The organism is Bacillus sp. AFS055030 (assembly GCF_002574545.1).
Classification (GTDB): Bacteria; Bacillota; Bacilli; order Bacillales; family Bacillaceae_G; genus Gottfriedia.
On sequence record NZ_NUGT01000080.1, the window covers coordinates 179,785 to 197,150 of the forward strand.

Consider the following 17,366-nt stretch of genomic DNA (forward strand, 5'->3'; position numbering starts at 1 on the left):
TAAATGCCTCCTATTTAATTGTACGTTTCCTATGAACTACTTTTGTATTCTAATGGCTGAATTCAAAAGTGTTCTTAAATCATAAAATGAATTGACTTATATCTTTATCTTTTGCAATATTTGCTAGCTTTTCATTTACATATTGTGGAGTAATCTTAATTGTTCCCATTTGAATTTCAGAAGCTTCAAACGATAGGTCTTCAAGTAGTTTTTCCATAATCGTATGCAATCTTCTTGCGCCTATGTTGTCTGTAGTCTGATTAACTTCAAATGCTATTTCTGCTATTCTACGTATAGCATCGTCAGAAAATTCGATTTGTATACCTTCTGTAGACAATAAAGCTTTATATTGTTTAATAATTGAAAAATCAGGCTCAACTAAAATACGAACAAAATCTTCAACAGATAATTTCGCTAATTCTACACGAATTGGGAAGCGACCTTGTAATTCAGGTATTAAGTCTGAAGGCTTCGAAATATGAAATGCACCAGCTGCAATAAATAGGATATGATCTGTTTTAACCGGTCCATATTTTGTCACAACTGTACTTCCTTCAACGATTGGTAAGATATCCCTTTGTACGCCCTCTCTTGAAACATCTTGAGTAGAGTTTTGCTTACTTGCAATCTTATCAATTTCGTCAATGAAAATAATACCTAATTGCTCAGCCCTATAAACTGCTTCTTGTGTTACTTCATCCATATCAATTAATTTCTGAGCTTCTTCATTCGTTAAAATCTTACGAGCTTCTTTAACAGGAAGCTTTCTTTTTTTAGTTTTCTTTGGAAATAGACTACCTAATGACTCCTGGAAGTTCATTCCCATTTGTTCCATCCCAGTTCCTTGCATAAAATCTAGCATCGGAGCTTGTTGTTGCTCTACTTCAATAGACACAAGATCTTCTTCTAGTTTTCCAGATAATAGTTGAAATTCTATATTTCTTCTTTTTGATGTTAATTCTGTATCATTCTCTTCTTGCTCAGCATTCGAGTTTTGTGAATCTTGATTAAAAAGCATCTCAAGTGGGTTTTTGAATGAAGTTTGCTTTTTTGTACTCGGTGCTAGAAGTTTGACTAATCTTTGATTCGCATTTTTTTCAGCTTGATCTTTCACTTTATTCATTCGCTCTTCTTTTACAATTCGAATAGACGTTTGGATTAAATCTCGAACCATTGATTCTACATCTCTACCAACGTAACCAACTTCTGTAAATTTAGTAGCTTCCACTTTAATAAATGGGGCACCAACTAGTTTTGCCATTCTTCTAGCAATTTCTGTTTTACCAACACCTGTTGGACCAATCATTAAAATGTTTTTTGGTGAAATTTCATCACGGAATGATTCTTCAAGTAAACTTCTACGATATCGATTTCTGAGTGCAATTGCTACTGCTTTTTTCGCTTGTTGCTGTCCAACAATATATTGATCAAGTTTTTCAACAATTTGACGAGGCGTGAAAGAAGTACTCATAATACACTCTCCTATTCTAATTCTTCTAAAATTATATTTCCGTTCGTATACACACAAATATCACTTGCAGTTTTTAAACTAGCATATGCAATTTGTTTTGCTGAAAGACTTTCCCCTGCGTTTTCCTTTAGTGCACGGCCTGCTGCAAGGGCATAATTCCCTCCAGAACCAATTGCAAGAATTCCATCGTCAGGTTCAATTACTTCACCAGTACCAGAAATTAATAATAATGAATTATGATCCATTACAATTAGCAATGCTTCAAGCTTATGTAATACTCGATCTGTTCTCCATTTTTTTGCTAATTCAACAGCAGCTCGTTGAATATTCCCATTATATTCAACTAACTTGCCTTCAAAAAGTTCGAATAAAGTAAATGCATCTGCAACAGATCCTGCAAAACCAGCTAAAACTTTTCCATTAAAAAGCTTCCTAACTTTTCTTGCAGTATGCTTCATAACTACTGCATTTCCAAAAGTTACTTGGCCATCACCAGCCATAGCACTTTTTCCATTATGTCTGATCGCAAAAATCGTTGTAGCATGAAAATTGGACATGTGAATCCTCCTTAGAAATGTTGATTAATTTCTAAAATTGAGCGAATTTATGCTCTAGGATGATGTAAATTGTATACTTTTTGTAATCTTTCCTTCGTTACATGTGTATAGATTTGAGTAGTTGATAAATTCTCATGTCCAAGTAATTCTTGAACACTTCGAATATCAGCACCGTTATCAAGCATATGCGTAGCAAAGGTATGCCTTAACATATGTGGATAGATTTCATTAGTCAATGAAGTATCTTTGATCATTTTTTCTAATATACCACGGACTCCTCTAGTCGATAGTTTTGTACCACGGTGATTTAAAAAAAGATCGTCATTCATTTGCTTGTTAGCTACTATCAGTCTATTTCGGCCATCTTCTATATATGTATGAAGAGCTTTTTCTGCATAACTGCCAAAGGGAATATACCGCTGTTTATTCCCTTTGCCTGTTACTAAAATAGTCCCAATTTGAAAATCTATGTCTTTTAATTTCAAATTACAGCATTCGCTTACTCGGATTCCGGTAGCATAAAGCAATTCTAAAAGAGCTTGATTTCTTTGTCCAAGTTCCGTATCTAGATCGCTAATCTTAAATAGTTTTTCAAGTTCTTCCTTATATAAAAACCTTGGTATCATCGTTTCTTTTTTAGGAAGTGACGCTAAAACAAAAGGATTCTCTTTTGCTTCATTTTCTCTCATAAGAAAGCGATAGAAACTTCTTAAACAAGAAATATGCTTTGAGATCGTACGTCTTGATAGCTGTTTGTCATGCAAAGTTGTTAAATAGAGACGAACATCAGAATAAGTAACTGAAGAAAATGAAATAATGGATTGTTGTTCCATAAAAACTAGAAATTGTTCAACAATTTTTTTATAACTATTTAATGTGTATTGTGAAGAGTTTTTCTCTAATTGTAAATACTGAATGAATAATTGACACAATATTTTAATATTCAAGGTAAATTCTCCTCACAAGCCACTACATACTAACATATTAAGTAGCTATTTGCAATTTATTTTCTTAACATTCTACAAAATTCATAATTGATTCTAATGCACGGTTTGCATAAGCTTCATATCGTTCTTGTTTTCTTTTAATTTTGACATCAAGTCTAGGGAAAAGACCGAAGTTCGCATTCATAGGTTGGAAGTGTTTTTCACTTGTTGTCGTTATATAATTCGCCATACTTCCAATTGCAGTTTCTGCTGGGAATACGACCAACTCTTTCTCCATTACGAATCTAGCTGCATTTATTCCCGCTACTAAACCAGATGCTGCAGATTCTACATACCCTTCTACACCTGTCATTTGGCCTGCAAAGAATAAATCATCACGGCCTTTAAATTTGTATGTTGGCTCTAATAGTTTTGGTGAGTTAATAAAAGTATTTCTGTGCATTACACCATAGCGCACAATTTCTGCATTCTCAAGACCTGGAATTAATTGTAGTACTTCTTTTTGAGGACCCCATTTTAAATGTGTTTGGAAGCCTACAATATTATAAAGTGTACCGGCACTGTCATCTTGACGTAGTTGTACGACCGCATATGGCGTCTTTCCTGTTTTAGGATCCTCTAAGCCTACTGGTTTCATTGGTCCAAATAATAATGTTTGTTTTCCACGTTTAGCCATTACTTCAACTGGCATACAGCCTTCAAAGAAAATCTCTTTTTCAAATTCTTTTAAAGGAACTGTTTCTGCTGTAGTTAATGCCTCATAAAAACGATCAAATTCCTCTTCTGTCATTGGGCAATTTAAGTAAGCTGCTTCACCTTTATCATATCTTGATTTTAAATACACTTTATTTAAGTCAATACTTTCTTTTTCAACAATTGGAGCCGCTGCATCATAAAAATAGAAATAATCTTCACCAGTCAATTCTTTTAATTGCTGTGATAACTCAGGTGAAGTTAAAGGTCCAGTTGCGATGACAGTTGGTCCTTCAGGAATTTTAGTCATCTCTTCATTGTGAACAATGACGTTTGGATGATTTTTTACATATTCAGTAACACGGCTAGCAAACTCATGTCGGTCTACAGCTAAGGCACCACCTGCTGGTACAGCGCACTCATCAGCAGATCGAATAATTACTGAATCTAATCTTCTCATTTCCTCTTTTAATACACCTACAGCGTTTGTTAATGTATTCGCTCTTAGTGAATTACTACACACTAACTCAGCAAACTTGTCAGTATGATGAGCCGGTGTTTGTCTAACTGGTCTCATCTCATATAAATGTACTTTAATTCCTCTTTTTGCAATTTGATAAGCAGCCTCGCTTCCTGCTAAACCTGCTCCAATTACATTAATAAATTGTTCTTTCATTGTTAACTCCTTCTACGCTGATTCATTCAAAATTACGTAATAATATTTTATCGTTTTAGTCTTAATGATTTCTTAATTAAAAGAAAGTTGATATGAAAAGTAAAAGTGAGCAAATAAATTGCTCACACATGTATTAGACAAAGTTCCTTAAATTTAATTTTTTGACTAATTGCAATCACTTGTCTTCTGTGGAATGAAGCCAGTTGTAAAGCAATGTTACATAAAAGTGTAATGAACACCGCTAAAAACTGGCGAAGTAACAGAAGAAAACGAATGTTATGGCAGTCAAAAATGAATAAATTAAATGCTTACACTTGTTGATCCTCTTTATAGTCACATGATACGCATTGTACTTGAATACCTTTTTTCATTTTCTTTTCTACCAATAAGTTTTCACATTTCGGACATGGTCTCGCAATTGGCTTATCCCATGATAGGAATTCACATTCCGGATAGTTCGTGCATCCATAAAAGATTCGATTCTTTTTCGATTTACGTTCAATGATATTTCCATCTTTACATGTAGGACATTTAACACCAATGTCTTTTACGATTGCTTTTGTATTTCTGCAATCAGGGAAGTTTGAACACGCCATGAACTTACCATATCTGCCCATTTTAAATACCATAGGGCTTCCACATACTTCACAGTCTTCACCAGCAGGTTCATCTCGTATTTCAACTTTTTGCATTTCTTTCTCAGCTATTTCTAAATGCTTTTCAAAACCTCTATAAAATTGATCGATAATTTGAATCCAATTCACATCACCTTCTTCAATTTTATCAAGGTCACCTTCCATTTGAACCGTAAACTCAATATTAATTACTTCTGGGAAAAACTCAACAACTAAATCAAATACTATTTGACCTAGTTCAGTAGGTACAAACCGTTTATTATCAAGTGAAACATATCCACGTTTCTGGATCGTTTCTAAAGTTGGTACATATGTTGATGGTCGACCTATTCCTAATTCTTCAAGAGTTTTTACTAATCTAGCTTCCGTGTAACGTGGAGGTGGTTGAGTAAAATGTTGTTCAGGTAATAACTCTTCTAATTTAACTTTTTCCCCTTCAGCTAACGGTGGAAGGATACGGTCTTTTTCTTCTGTTCCATCATCATTACTTTCAATATACACTTTCATAAATCCTGGGAATTTAACTACTGACCCATTAGCTCTAAATATTACATCATTATTAATTAAGTCAACTTTAACCGTATCTAGTATTGCTGGTGCCATTTGACTTGCTACAAATCGCTCCCATATTAATTTATAAAGTCGATATTGATCACGGCTAACATGTGCTTTGATTGTATCAGGCGAACGTAAAGTTGACGTTGGTCTGATTGCTTCATGTGCATCTTGTACTTTATCTGATTTTTTTTCATTTTTTTTATTTGTAGCAACAAAATCTGCACCATAAGTATCAATTATATATGATTTTGCTTCCTCAGCTGCAACGTCGGATATTCTAGTTGAATCAGTTCTCATATAAGTGATTAATCCAACCTGTCCACCACTACCTAGGGAAATTCCTTCATATAATTGTTGTGCAATCATCATCGTTTTCTTTGCACGCATATTTAATTTTCTAGCCGCTTCTTGCTGTAGTAAGGAAGTAGTAAAGGCAGTTGCTGGATTACGTCTACGTTCTTTTCTAGTAACACTTTGAACTTCAAAGTGATCACCTTTAATTTGTGATAAAACATTATTTACATCAGTTTCAGAATTCAATTCCACTTTTTTACCATTAACACCGTAAAAATTTGTATCAAATGTTTCTTTCTTTGTTAAAGCTTTACTTTTAATTGTCCAATATTCTTCAGGTTGGAAGCTTTCAATCTCTTTTTCTCGTTCGATAATCAGTCTTAGAGCGACAGATTGAACTCGACCAGCACTTAAACCCTTTTTCACTTTCTTCCATAATAATGGGCTGATGTTATACCCTACTAGACGATCTAGTACACGTCTTGCTTGCTGGGCATCTACTAAGTTCATATTAATCGGTCTAGGTTTTTTAAAAGACTCTTTAATAGCATCTTTTGTTATTTCATTAAACACGACACGACAATCCGAAGAAGTATCGATATTAAGTGTATTTGCAATATGCCACGCGATTGCTTCACCTTCACGATCTGGATCGGCTGCTAGATAGATTTTTTTTGCTTTTTTCGCAGCAGATCTTAAATCCTTTAAAACTGGACCTTTACCTCGGATTGTTATGTATTTCGGGGTGTAATCGTTTTCTATTTCAATCCCCATCTGGCTTTTAGGTAGATCTCGAACATGTCCCATTGATGCGATTACTTTGAATTTTTTACCTAAATACTTTTCTATTGTTTTAGCCTTTGAAGGGGACTCCACTATAACTAAATTTTCTGCCATTTTTTAAGCCTCCCGAGAGTTTCCTATTCATTACTCTCTGTATTCCTTATTTCTTTCTTTTATTCCTATGTATTCTTAAATAGATTCATAATAAGAAGAGTTCAATTTAAATTTTTGATTTTCCTTCATACAATTTCAAATTGTATAGTTTATTCTATACATTAGTCAAATTTTATTTAGATATAAAATAACACAAGTTGCATTAGTATTGTCAATATTTTGTAATATAAACATATTTTTTTATTTTTTAGTATATTCCTGAAATTCCTCTAAAATATCATTTGTACATGTAATTAATTTCGCTCCATCCTGAATTAATCGATGATTTCCTTCATATTCTTCCATTATAATCGGACCTGGCACTGCAAATACCTCCCTATTATATTGAATTGCAAAATTTGCAGTAATCATCGTTCCGCTCTTTTCCTTAGCTTCTAAAACTATTAATCCTTTTGATAACCCAGCAATAATTCTATTTCTTCTAGGAAAGTATCTTTTTTCTGGTCTAATATAATATGGATATTCACTAATCACCAAATGATTTATAGCCAATTCATTAAATAAGTTAATGTTTTCTTTCGGATAAATATAGTCTAACCCACATCCGACAACTGCAATCGTTGTTCCGTTGTGAAAAATTGCTGAATTATGTGCAATTGAATCACATCCGGATGCCATTCCACTAACAATAACACATTTTTCTCTTATTAGATCTAACATGAATGAATCACAAATAATTTTCGCAAATAAAGTTGGTTTTCTAGCTCCAATTATACTTATCCTAAATGGTTCATAAAGGATATTTTGATTTCCTTTTAAATATAATACAAACGGTGGGTCACATATTTCTCTTAACAGATCAGGATATAGATCATCATAAATAGTAATAATTTTTATATTTTTTTTATAGCTTTCTTTTAAGATATCAAAAATGGAAGTTGAATGAAGTTGATTATATAGTATTTTTGCGGCTTTAGAAGTCATTTGAAATGTAGTTTTAAATGTAGAAGGTGAATATTGATAGAGGTTTTCTAAATTTGGATCATAGTGAAGAATCTTCTTCATGGCTTGATAGTTTTCGAATAAAAAATGATGTAAATGAATAAGTCGGATTTTATTTTTCATGAATTCACCCTTTCTAAATATGGAAAGTAGCCCCCGATTTGGAGGCTACCTAGACTAGCTTCTTAAGAGTGGTGCCAATTACCTTCAAAAGGTAATTCCGCCCCATCGAAAGACAAGTGATTACACTTAAGTCTAATCATCCTATTTTTAAACCATATTAACAATAAGCAAGCCTCCTATTGGAGGCTTACTAATTTAATCATTATGATGCTTATACTAAAGCTTCATGTGTCTTACATTGTTCATATAAGCCACGCTCTTTTAATACACCAATTAAAGTTTCACCCATTACTGCAGGAGTAAGTGCAACTTTAATACCACAGCTTTCCATTGTAGCCATTTTCTCTTTAGCAGTACCTTTACCGCCTGCGATGATTGCACCAGCGTGTCCCATACGTTTGCCTTCTGGAGCTGTTTGACCACCAATGAAACCTACTACTGGTTTAGCCATATTAGCTTGTACCCACTCAGCAGCTTCTTCTTCTGCAGTTCCACCGATTTCACCAATCATAATAACTGCATAAGTTTCTGGGTCTTCATTGAATGCTTTTAATACATCGATGAAGTTTGTTCCATTTACAGGGTCTCCACCAATACCTACAGCTGTAGATTGACCAATACCAGCTTGAGTTAATTGATGTACAGCCTCATATGTTAATGTACCAGAACGTGATACGATCCCTACATGACCTTTTTTATGAATGTAACCAGGCATGATACCAATTTTACACTCATCAGGAGTGATAACACCAGGACAGTTAGGACCAACTAATCTAGTCTTTTTGCCTTCCATGTACTTTTTAACTTTTACCATATCAAGTACTGGAATACCTTCTGTAATACAAATTGCGATATCTAATTCTGCATCAACTGCTTCCATGATTGCATCAGCAGCAAATGCTGGTGGTACGTAGATGACAGATGCATTAGCACCAGTAGCATCAACTGCATCTTTAACTGTATTGAATACAGGAACGCCAGCAATGTCAGTTCCACCTTTACCAGGAGTTACACCACCAACGATTTTAGTACCATACTCTAACATTTGAGTAGTATGGAATAAGCCTTGTGAACCAGTTATACCTTGTACAATGACTTTTGTATCTTTATTAATGAATACGCTCATTTTTATCCTCCCTTTCTTAGCCTACAAGTGCAACGATTTTTTCAGCGCCATCCGCCATTGAATCTGCTGCAACAATGTTTAAGCCTGACTCATTAAGAATCTTCTTACCTAATTCAACATTCGTTCCTTCTAAACGAACTACTAATGGTAAGTGTAAACCAACTTGTTTAGTTGCTTCAATTACACCTTCAGCAATCACATCACATTTCATGATTCCACCGAAGATATTAACGAAAATTCCTTTAACATTTTGGTCAGAAAGGATGATTTTAAACGCTTCTGTAACTTTCTCAGCTGTAGCACCGCCCCCAACATCAAGGAAGTTAGCCGGATCTCCACCGTAGTGTTTAATGATATCCATTGTAGCCATTGCTAGACCAGCACCATTAACCATACATCCGATATTTCCGTATAAAGAAATATAGTTTAAGTCATACTTAGAAGCTTCGATTTCTTTTGGATCTTCTTCTTCTAAGTCACGGTAAGCTAAAATGTCTGCATGACGATATAGAGCATTTGAGTCAAAGTTTAACTTTGCATCTAATGCCATTACTTCTCCATCACCTGTAACGACTAATGGGTTAATTTCAGCGATTGAGCAATCTTTTTCGATAAACGCAGTATATAAGCCCATCATGAACTTAACTGCTTTGTTTACTAAGTTGCTTGGAATATTGATATTAAACGCAATACGACGAGCTTGGAAGCCTTGTAAACCTACTGCTGGATCAATATACTCTTTAAAGATTTTTTCAGGTGTTTTTTCAGCTACTTCTTCAATTTCAGTTCCACCTTCTTCAGAAGCCATTAATACAACTTGTGAAGTAGCGCGGTCTAAAACTAAACCAACATAATATTCTTTTTTAATATCGCAGCCTTCTTCGATAAGTAAGCGCTTAACTTCCTTACCTTCTGGTCCAGTTTGATGAGTAACTAATACTTTACCTAGAATTTCACTAGCATATGTATTTACTTCATCTAAATTTTTCGCTACTTTTACGCCACCCGCTTTACCGCGGCCACCAGCGTGAATTTGAGCTTTTACTACGCATACAGCTGTACCTAATTCTTTAGCTGCTTCTACTGCTTCTTCAACTGTAAATGCAACTTTCCCGTTTGGTACTTTTACGCCATAGCTTCGTAGGATTTCTTTCCCTTGATACTCATGGATATTCATGATCCATCCTCCCCTTTTAGAACAAGACAAATTAAAACACATCCCTATTGTATCTCTTACAGAATATACTGTAAATACTTTAGTAGAAAAGAATTAAATATTCTATGTTTTTATATAGAAAACCCTTTCATATACAATAGTTAATGTAGTTTATCATATTACAATATTATTTTTCCAATAATTTATTTTTACCATTTTAAAAAAAAGATTAACGACAGTTCACATCATTTTGATTGTAGGTTATATTATTTCAATTCAGTTATCTACTTAACATAAACCTAGAATCTTATGTAACATTAAACGTCGTTAATCGATTATATTTTAGACCACTTTAGTATTTTGATGTATCATTTACAAACTAACTTTTTCTTTTATTGGTGCAAAGGATCTTCTATGTTCATTTATAATTCCATGCTCATCGATCGCTTTTAGATGTTCTTTTGTGCCATATCCCATATGTTTATCGAATCCGTAATTTGGATGCTTTAAACTAAGTTCGCACATGATAGAATCCCTTGTTTCTTTTGCAAGTACAGATGCAGCTGCTATACTGATGCTTGTTGCATCGCCCTTTATGATTGATGTTTGAGAAATATCTAGCGGTAGTTTCATTGCATCTATTAATAAATGTTCAGGCGGATGAGTAAGTTGTTCGATCGCACGTCTCATCGCTAATTTAGTTGCTTCATAAATATTAATTTCATCAATTTCAGTTGAACTGGCCATACCAACCCCATAAGAAATGGCTTCCTCTTTAATCCGCTTAACGAAATACTGTCTTTTCTCTTTAGATAATTTTTTTGAATCATCTAATCCAATTAACTCCGTATTTTCGGCTAAAATAACTGCCGCTGCTACAACAGGACCGGCTAAAGGACCTCTACCAACTTCATCTACTCCTGCAATTAACTTTATATTTTGGCTATATAAATTCTGTTCATATTCCATCATTTTAAGGAATTTCTTCCTCTCTAAATCTCTTTTTTCTTGCTCTTTATACCATCTAGCTACTAGTTTTTGTACACCAATCCTTTGATCACTTTCAAATTCTTTTAAGAGTTCATTCGTTGGATCAGTTAGTTCACTTAGTATATTTTTTATTTCATCTATTTTCAGAGACATAATTTCGAACTCCTTTTATACACATGTTTAAGTTGGGACTACCCGATTTCATTAAAAAAGAAGAAAGTACGCTTATTCTTGCGCACTTTCTTCTACTATTTCATCAGTCACTTCGAGCATTGATGGATTTTCAAAAGATAATCTTCCTAATTTACCCGCTCTTAGCTCTCTTAAAAACAAATCAGCTGTTTTATCATAATCAACAAATCCGCCTGACATAAGTAATCCACGTTTCTTTCCAATATGATCAAAAATATCGACGACTTCTTCAGAAAATAAAACTTCCTCATTCATGTCGTATCTTTCTTTTAATACATTTGGATAAAACTCTCTTAAATATTTAATCGCGTAAATCATTACTTCTTGTAGATTAATGATACTATCTTTAATTGCTCCTGTAGTCGCTAAACGAAGACCTACAAGTGGATCTTCAAATTTAGGCCACAATATACCCGGTGTATCAAGCAGTTCAATTTCTTTTCCTACTTTTATCCACTGTTGTGCTTGCGTTACACCTGGACGGTCACCAGTTTTGGCAATATTTTTTCGTGCAAGCTTATTGATTAAAGTTGATTTACCAACATTAGGGATTCCAACAATTAATGCTCGAATTGCGCGAGGCTTAATCCCCTTTGCTCTCATTTTATCGAACTTCTCTTTTACAAGTATTTCACAAGAAGAAATAATTGCTTTTAATCCTTGTCCAGATGCTGCATCAATCGCAATTGCCATTACGCCTTGTTTTTCATAATGAGCTAACCATTGCTGAGTAATTCTTGGATCTGCTAAATCCGCTTTATTTAACAGAAGCAATCTTGGTTTATTGGAAATTATTTCATCGATCATTGGATTTCTAGAAGCTGCCGGTACCCTTGCATCCGCTAATTCTATTACAACATCAATTAATGAAAGTTTTTCAGTTACTTGTCTTCTAGCTTTTGCCATATGGCCAGGAAACCATTGAATCGTCATGTTGCCACCTTCTTATACATTAAATAATCAAGATTAACTTGGCTTTTATTTCGCCAATTCAACCTCAGATAATGGCCAAAATACAAAACTTGCTCGGCCTAAAATTTCTTTTTGACTAACTGTTCCGATAATACGACTATCTTTACTTAATCGACGGTTATCTCCTAAAACGAATACTTGTCCTTTAGGAACTGTTTTTCTACCCGTAATCTCTTCTAATTTAAAGTCTTCCGTTAGAGGACCATCTGTTGTTTCTTTTTTATATTCGTTCAAATATGGTTCTTTATACGGTTTACCGTTAACATATAGGACATCATTTTTATATTCTACAGTATCACCAGGTAAGCCAATAACTCGTTTAATATAATCTTTTTCCTTTGTAGCATGGAAGACAACAATATCAAAACGTCTAGGTTCATGTAGTTTGTATACGATCTTATTTACAATCATTCTACTTTGATCTTGTAGTGTTGGCATCATTGAGATACCGTCAACTAAAACCGGTGTAAAAAGGAATGTTCGAATACCAAGTGCAAGTACAAGCGCAATAAAAATTGTTTTAACTAATTCCCAAATTCCACCACTGTTGCTTTCTTTCAACCTAATCCCTCCATTTTATAACCATACGTTTAGAAGTTTAACCAGTTAAAGTTAATAACGTTATTTATGTATTCTATTTTACTTTTTATTCTAACCATAATCTACAGATATTGGAAAAAAAGGAGCTTGTTTTATACAAGCTCCTTTCAAAAGACTATCGAAGTTCTTTAATTCTTGCTTTTTTACCAGTAAGTGCACGTAAGTAGTAAAGTTTAGCACGACGTACTTTACCGCGACGAACAAGGTCTAACTTAGCAATTTTTGGAGTGTGGATTGGGAACGTACGTTCAACACCAACACCGTAAGAAATTTTACGAACTGTGAAAGTTTCGCTAATTCCGCCACCACGACGTTTAATAACTACACCTTCGAATAATTGGATACGCTCACGAGTACCCTCAACAACTTTAACGTGAACTCGTACAGTATCACCAGGACGGAATGCTGGTAAGTCAGTTCTTAGTTGTTCTTTTGTAATTTCGTTGATTAAATTTTGCATAATTATGCTCTCCTTTTCCAACCGATGCTCTTACAAGATTTTAATGACTCGCAGCGGAACACCGAGAATAAAGGCTTAAGTATTTACTCAAGCCACAAATTATATTAACATATTCTATTATTTCACGCAACTAGTTTTCTTGTTTTAATTCTTCTTTTACTTCATCCATCCATTTTGATTCTTTTTTAGAAAGAGAATAATTTTCAAGCAAATCTGGACGACGCGTGATCGTTCGTTTAAAAGATTGTTTTGTTCGCCATTCTTCGATTAGAGCATGGTTTCCAGATAATAAAACATCAGGTACTTTATGACCTCTAAAATCAGCAGGTCTTGTGTAATGAGGATGCTCCAATAAACCTGTACTAAAAGAATCTTCAATTTTTGAAGTCGTATTACCAAGTACTCCAGGTAATAAGCGAACAACGCTATCAGCAATTACCATGGCACCAAGTTCTCCACCTGTTAGAACATAATCTCCAATTGAGATTTCATCCGTTACTACATGTTCACGAATTCGTTCATCATAGCCTTCATAATGTCCACAAATAAAGATTAAGTGCTCCTCTTTAGCAAGCTCTTCAGCTTTACGTTGAGTAAATCGTTCTCCTTGAGGGCATAGAAGGACTACTCTTGGCTTATTTTCACTTTTTGATACTAATTCATCAACTGCATCAAAAATCGGTTGTGGAGCTAGTACCATACCTGCACCGCCACCATATGGATAGTCATCAACATTCGAATGTTTATTCGTAGAGAAATCTCTAAAATTTACACAACGAAACACAACAGCCTCTTTTTCCTGTGCTTTTTTTAAAATAGAAGAATTTAAAACTCCTTCAAACATTTCTGGGAAAAGGGTTAAAAAGTCTAATTTCATCATAATAGACCTTCCATTACTTCAATTTTAACTTTTTTATTCGTCACATCTATTTCTTTCACAATTTGCTCAATGTAAGGAATAAGGGCATCTTTTTGACCTTTTCTTTGAATAACCCAAACATCATTTGCACCTGGGGATAATATTTCTTTTATTTTTCCGATTTCTTCTCCATCAACTGTCTCAACAACGCAACCAATGATTTCATGGTAATAATATTCATTTTTATCTAGTTTGTGTAATTGATCTTCAGTAATCTTTAAAATCCCATTTTTAAGTGGTTCTACATCGTTTAAAGAATCATACCCTTCAAATGTAAGTAAATCAAAATTTTTATGTACACGATGACTTGTTACGATTAATTCAATTGGTGTCGAATCGTTTTCTTTAAAGAAATAAAGTGTATTACCTTTTACATAGCGTTTTTCTGGAAAATCAGTTCTTGAAATGACGCGAACCTCTCCACGAACGCCATGTGTATTTACAATTTTTCCGACATTTAAATATTTTTTCATTTTTTTACCTCTAAATTAAAATTTCTATGTTCATGATTAGTTTGACCATTTAGATTGTATATATGTCTACCCTAAAGTCCTTAGTCTCTTAAGACAATTGCTTAATACCTAGTATAACTTAAAGTTATTAAAGCATCAAAAGCTACTTCTTCCCAAAGGACTTACATCTATCTATTCATCAATAGGGACTACCACACCACTTTATATTGGACTTTCCTGTAAATCTCTGTAATGTTGAAAACGGCCCTTAGCAATAGCCAAGGACCGTTTTACATTTACTGAATATCTAGGTGAATACGTTTTGCGTGTTCATTACTTGCTGCATATACAACCGTACGAATCGCTTTAGCAATTTTACCATGTTTGCCAATCACTCTACCAGCATCTTCAGGGTTTACCTGTAAATGAAAGAATAGATTGTTCTCATCTTCTTTTACTTGAAGTGAAATATCCTCTGGATGATCTACAAGACTTGAAACAATTGCATTTATGAGTGTATTCATCTTTTTTTCCATCATTACTTGCCGTTGCGAGCGTTGTGGAATTTCTCTAAGATACCAGCTTTAGAGAATAAGTTACGAACTGTATCAGATGGTTTAGCACCTGTTCCTAACCATTTTAATGCTGCTTCTTCGTTAATTTTGATTTCAGCTGGTTGAGCAACTGGATTGTAAGTTCCAATTTCCTCGATGAAACGTCCATCACGAGGAGAACGAGCGTCTGCTACTACTACACGGTAAAAAGGAGATTTTTTAGCTCCCATACGTTTTAAACGAATTTTAACTGCCATTTTTAAAGCACCTCCGAAAATATTTACAACGATTTATATATTATCAAAAACCAATACTGTTTGTAAAGTAAAATTTCTTAACAGCATAATTTTTTATAAAATGATGTTTAAATGTTGGAAAATTATACAAATAGGTTAGAATAAGCCCGGAAATTTAAAACCTTTCTTCTTCCCTTTTTGCATGCCACCCATCATTTTCATCATTTTTTTCATTTCTTCAAACTGTTTTAATAAACGGTTTATTTCTTGTACAGGGCGACCAGAACCTCTAGCTATTCGCTTTCTGCGACTAGAATTAATGATATCTGGTGTAAGCTTTTCCTGCTTTGTCATCGATTGAATAATTGCCTCTACATGAGCGATTTGTTTATCGTCAATTTGCAGATCATTCAATCCTTTAATTTTGTTTGCACCTGGCATCATTTTTAAAATATCACCAAGTGGTCCCATTTTTTTTACTTGAGAAAGTTGGTCTAAGAAATCATCTAAAGTAAAGGATGCATTTCTTAATTTTTGTTCCATTTCTTTTGCTTTTTCTTGGTCTACGTTTTCTTGTGCTTTTTCAATTAATGTAAGCACATCACCCATTCCTAGTATACGTGATGCCATTCGTTCTGGATGAAACGGCTCAATTGCATCTAGTTTTTCACCAAGTCCAACAAATTTTATAGGCGTATTTGTAACAGCACGAATTGATAATGCTGCACCACCACGAGTATCGCCATCAAGCTTTGTCAAAACGACTCCAGTTAAACCTAATTGATCATTAAAGCTTTGTGCCACATTGACTGCATCTTGTCCTGTCATTGCATCAACAACTAGGAAGATTTCTTCAGGTTTTGAAAGTTCTTTAATTTGTGCAAGTTCTTCCATTAAACCTTCGTCAATATGTAAACGACCAGCCGTATCAATTAGGACATAGTCATGATGTTCATCCTTAGCGTGTTGAATCGCTTGTTTTGCAATTTCAACTGGACTTACTTGATCTCCTAATGAAAATACTGGCAAATCTAATTGCTTACCTAATGTTTGTAGCTGTTTAATCGCGGCAGGACGATAAATATCTGCTGCAACTAAAAGTGGCTTACGATTGTACTTTTTTCGAAGTAAATTCGCTAATTTACCAGTCGTTGTTGTTTTACCAGCACCTTGTAAACCAACCATCATAATAACAGTCGGCGGGCGATTTGCAACAGCAATTTTGCTTTGTTCTCCACCCATTAATGCGGTTAGTTCTTCTTGAACTACCTTTACAACATGTTGACCAGGCGTTAAGCTTTGTAATACTTCTTGTCCAACAGCTCGTTCAGAAACACGTTTCACAAAATCTTTAACAACTTTAAAGTTAACATCCGCCTCAAGTAAAGCAAGACGTACTTCTCTCATCATTTCCTTGACATCAGATTCAGATACTTTACCTTTGCCTCGAACCTTTTGTAATGTCTTTTGAAGTCGGTCGGCTAATCCTTCAAATGCCATAAAACCGTCCTCCTTATTATTCTAATTTCTCTAACGCATCGATTACTCGAAGAAACTCGTCATCTACAACTTTACCTTTTTTGGCATCAGTTTTCAAATGATTTAAAAGTTCATTTCGTTGTTGAAATTTTTTTAGAAGTAATAATTTCTCTTCATATTCTTCTAACATAGCTTCAGTACGTTTTATATTATCATAAACCGCCTGTCTACTAATGTTAAACTCTTCCGCAATCTCACCTAAAGAATAGTCATCCAAATAATATAATGACATATAACTTTGTTGTTTAGGAGTTAAAAGAGAATGATAAAAATCATATAGATAATTGATCCTCATCGTCTTATCTAACATTGTATGA

At 34.1% G+C, this 17,366-nt stretch carries 18 protein-coding genes; all 18 read right to left on the minus strand.

The annotated features are described in order from the left end of the window. Positions 1-79: 79 nt before the first annotated feature. The 18 genes from hslU to CN925_RS18890 all read right to left on the minus strand — a co-directional run bounded on the left by hslU (position 80) and on the right by CN925_RS18890 (position 17,359). Positions 80-1,471, minus strand: coding sequence for an ATP-dependent protease ATPase subunit HslU (gene hslU / locus CN925_RS18805; protein ID WP_098848357.1), 1,392 nt, complete (start codon positions 1,469-1,471; stop codon positions 80-82). An 11-nt stretch (positions 1,472-1,482) separates the two neighbouring features. Beyond that, positions 1,483-2,028 (minus strand): ATP-dependent protease subunit HslV, encoded by a 546-nt coding sequence (hslV, locus tag CN925_RS18810; protein WP_098848358.1) that lies wholly within the window; start codon positions 2,026-2,028, stop codon positions 1,483-1,485. Between the two features lie 47 nt (positions 2,029-2,075). Then, positions 2,076-2,975 (minus strand): tyrosine recombinase XerC, encoded by a 900-nt coding sequence (gene xerC, locus CN925_RS18815; RefSeq protein ID WP_098848359.1) that lies wholly within the window; start codon positions 2,973-2,975, stop codon positions 2,076-2,078. A 64-nt stretch (positions 2,976-3,039) separates the two neighbouring features. Beyond that, positions 3,040-4,344, minus strand: a complete 1,305-nt coding sequence (gene trmFO, locus CN925_RS18820) for an FADH(2)-oxidizing methylenetetrahydrofolate--tRNA-(uracil(54)-C(5))-methyltransferase TrmFO (RefSeq protein ID WP_098848360.1) — start codon at positions 4,342-4,344, stop codon at positions 3,040-3,042. Positions 4,345-4,652: 308 nt separating this feature from the next. After that, complete coding sequence (gene topA / locus CN925_RS18825; protein WP_098848361.1) at positions 4,653-6,728, minus strand: type I DNA topoisomerase; 2,076 nt, start codon at positions 6,726-6,728, stop codon at positions 4,653-4,655. Positions 6,729-6,968: 240 nt separating this feature from the next. Then, positions 6,969-7,853: a DNA-processing protein DprA gene (dprA, locus tag CN925_RS18830; protein WP_098848362.1), complete on the minus strand. Its 885-nt coding sequence runs from the start codon at positions 7,851-7,853 to the stop codon at positions 6,969-6,971. Between the two features lie 211 nt (positions 7,854-8,064). After that, positions 8,065-8,979, minus strand: a complete 915-nt coding sequence (gene sucD, locus CN925_RS18835) for a succinate--CoA ligase subunit alpha (protein ID WP_098848363.1) — start codon at positions 8,977-8,979, stop codon at positions 8,065-8,067. Positions 8,980-8,995: 16 nt separating this feature from the next. Further along, positions 8,996-10,156 carry an ADP-forming succinate--CoA ligase subunit beta gene (sucC, locus tag CN925_RS18840; protein WP_098848364.1) on the minus strand — a complete coding sequence of 387 codons (1,161 nt, stop codon included), beginning with the start codon at positions 10,154-10,156 and terminating at the stop codon, positions 8,996-8,998. A 351-nt stretch (positions 10,157-10,507) separates the two neighbouring features. Continuing rightward, positions 10,508-11,281 carry a ribonuclease HII gene (locus tag CN925_RS18845; RefSeq protein WP_286138523.1) on the minus strand — a complete coding sequence of 258 codons (774 nt, stop codon included), beginning with the start codon at positions 11,279-11,281 and terminating at the stop codon, positions 10,508-10,510. Between the two features lie 69 nt (positions 11,282-11,350). Next, positions 11,351-12,250 carry a ribosome biogenesis GTPase YlqF gene (ylqF, locus tag CN925_RS18850; RefSeq protein ID WP_098848366.1) on the minus strand — a complete coding sequence of 300 codons (900 nt, stop codon included), beginning with the start codon at positions 12,248-12,250 and terminating at the stop codon, positions 11,351-11,353. A gap of 45 nt (positions 12,251-12,295) precedes the next feature. Beyond that, on the minus strand, positions 12,296-12,850 hold the full coding sequence (gene lepB, locus CN925_RS18855) for a signal peptidase I (protein WP_098848367.1): 555 nt from the start codon (positions 12,848-12,850) through the stop codon (positions 12,296-12,298). A 154-nt stretch (positions 12,851-13,004) separates the two neighbouring features. Continuing rightward, complete coding sequence (rplS, locus tag CN925_RS18860) at positions 13,005-13,349, minus strand: 50S ribosomal protein L19 (protein ID WP_098848368.1); 345 nt, start codon at positions 13,347-13,349, stop codon at positions 13,005-13,007. Positions 13,350-13,479: 130 nt separating this feature from the next. After that, entirely contained in the window at positions 13,480-14,226 is a 747-nt protein-coding gene (trmD, locus tag CN925_RS18865; RefSeq protein ID WP_098848394.1) for a tRNA (guanosine(37)-N1)-methyltransferase TrmD, read from the minus strand. Beyond that, positions 14,226-14,741 (minus strand): ribosome maturation factor RimM, encoded by a 516-nt coding sequence (rimM, locus tag CN925_RS18870; RefSeq protein WP_098848369.1) that lies wholly within the window; start codon positions 14,739-14,741, stop codon positions 14,226-14,228. The genes trmD and rimM overlap by 1 nt, the downstream gene beginning before the upstream one ends. A 275-nt stretch (positions 14,742-15,016) precedes the next feature. After that, complete coding sequence (locus CN925_RS18875) at positions 15,017-15,244, minus strand: KH domain-containing protein (RefSeq protein WP_025569023.1); 228 nt, start codon at positions 15,242-15,244, stop codon at positions 15,017-15,019. Between the two features lie 14 nt (positions 15,245-15,258). Then, positions 15,259-15,531: a 30S ribosomal protein S16 gene (gene rpsP, locus CN925_RS18880; protein WP_025569022.1), complete on the minus strand. Its 273-nt coding sequence runs from the start codon at positions 15,529-15,531 to the stop codon at positions 15,259-15,261. A gap of 135 nt (positions 15,532-15,666) precedes the next feature. Then, positions 15,667-17,010, minus strand: a complete 1,344-nt coding sequence (gene ffh, locus CN925_RS18885) for a signal recognition particle protein (RefSeq protein WP_098848370.1) — start codon at positions 17,008-17,010, stop codon at positions 15,667-15,669. A gap of 16 nt (positions 17,011-17,026) precedes the next feature. Beyond that, entirely contained in the window at positions 17,027-17,359 is a 333-nt protein-coding gene (locus tag CN925_RS18890; RefSeq protein ID WP_098848395.1) for a putative DNA-binding protein, read from the minus strand. Positions 17,360-17,366 lie beyond the last annotated feature (7 nt).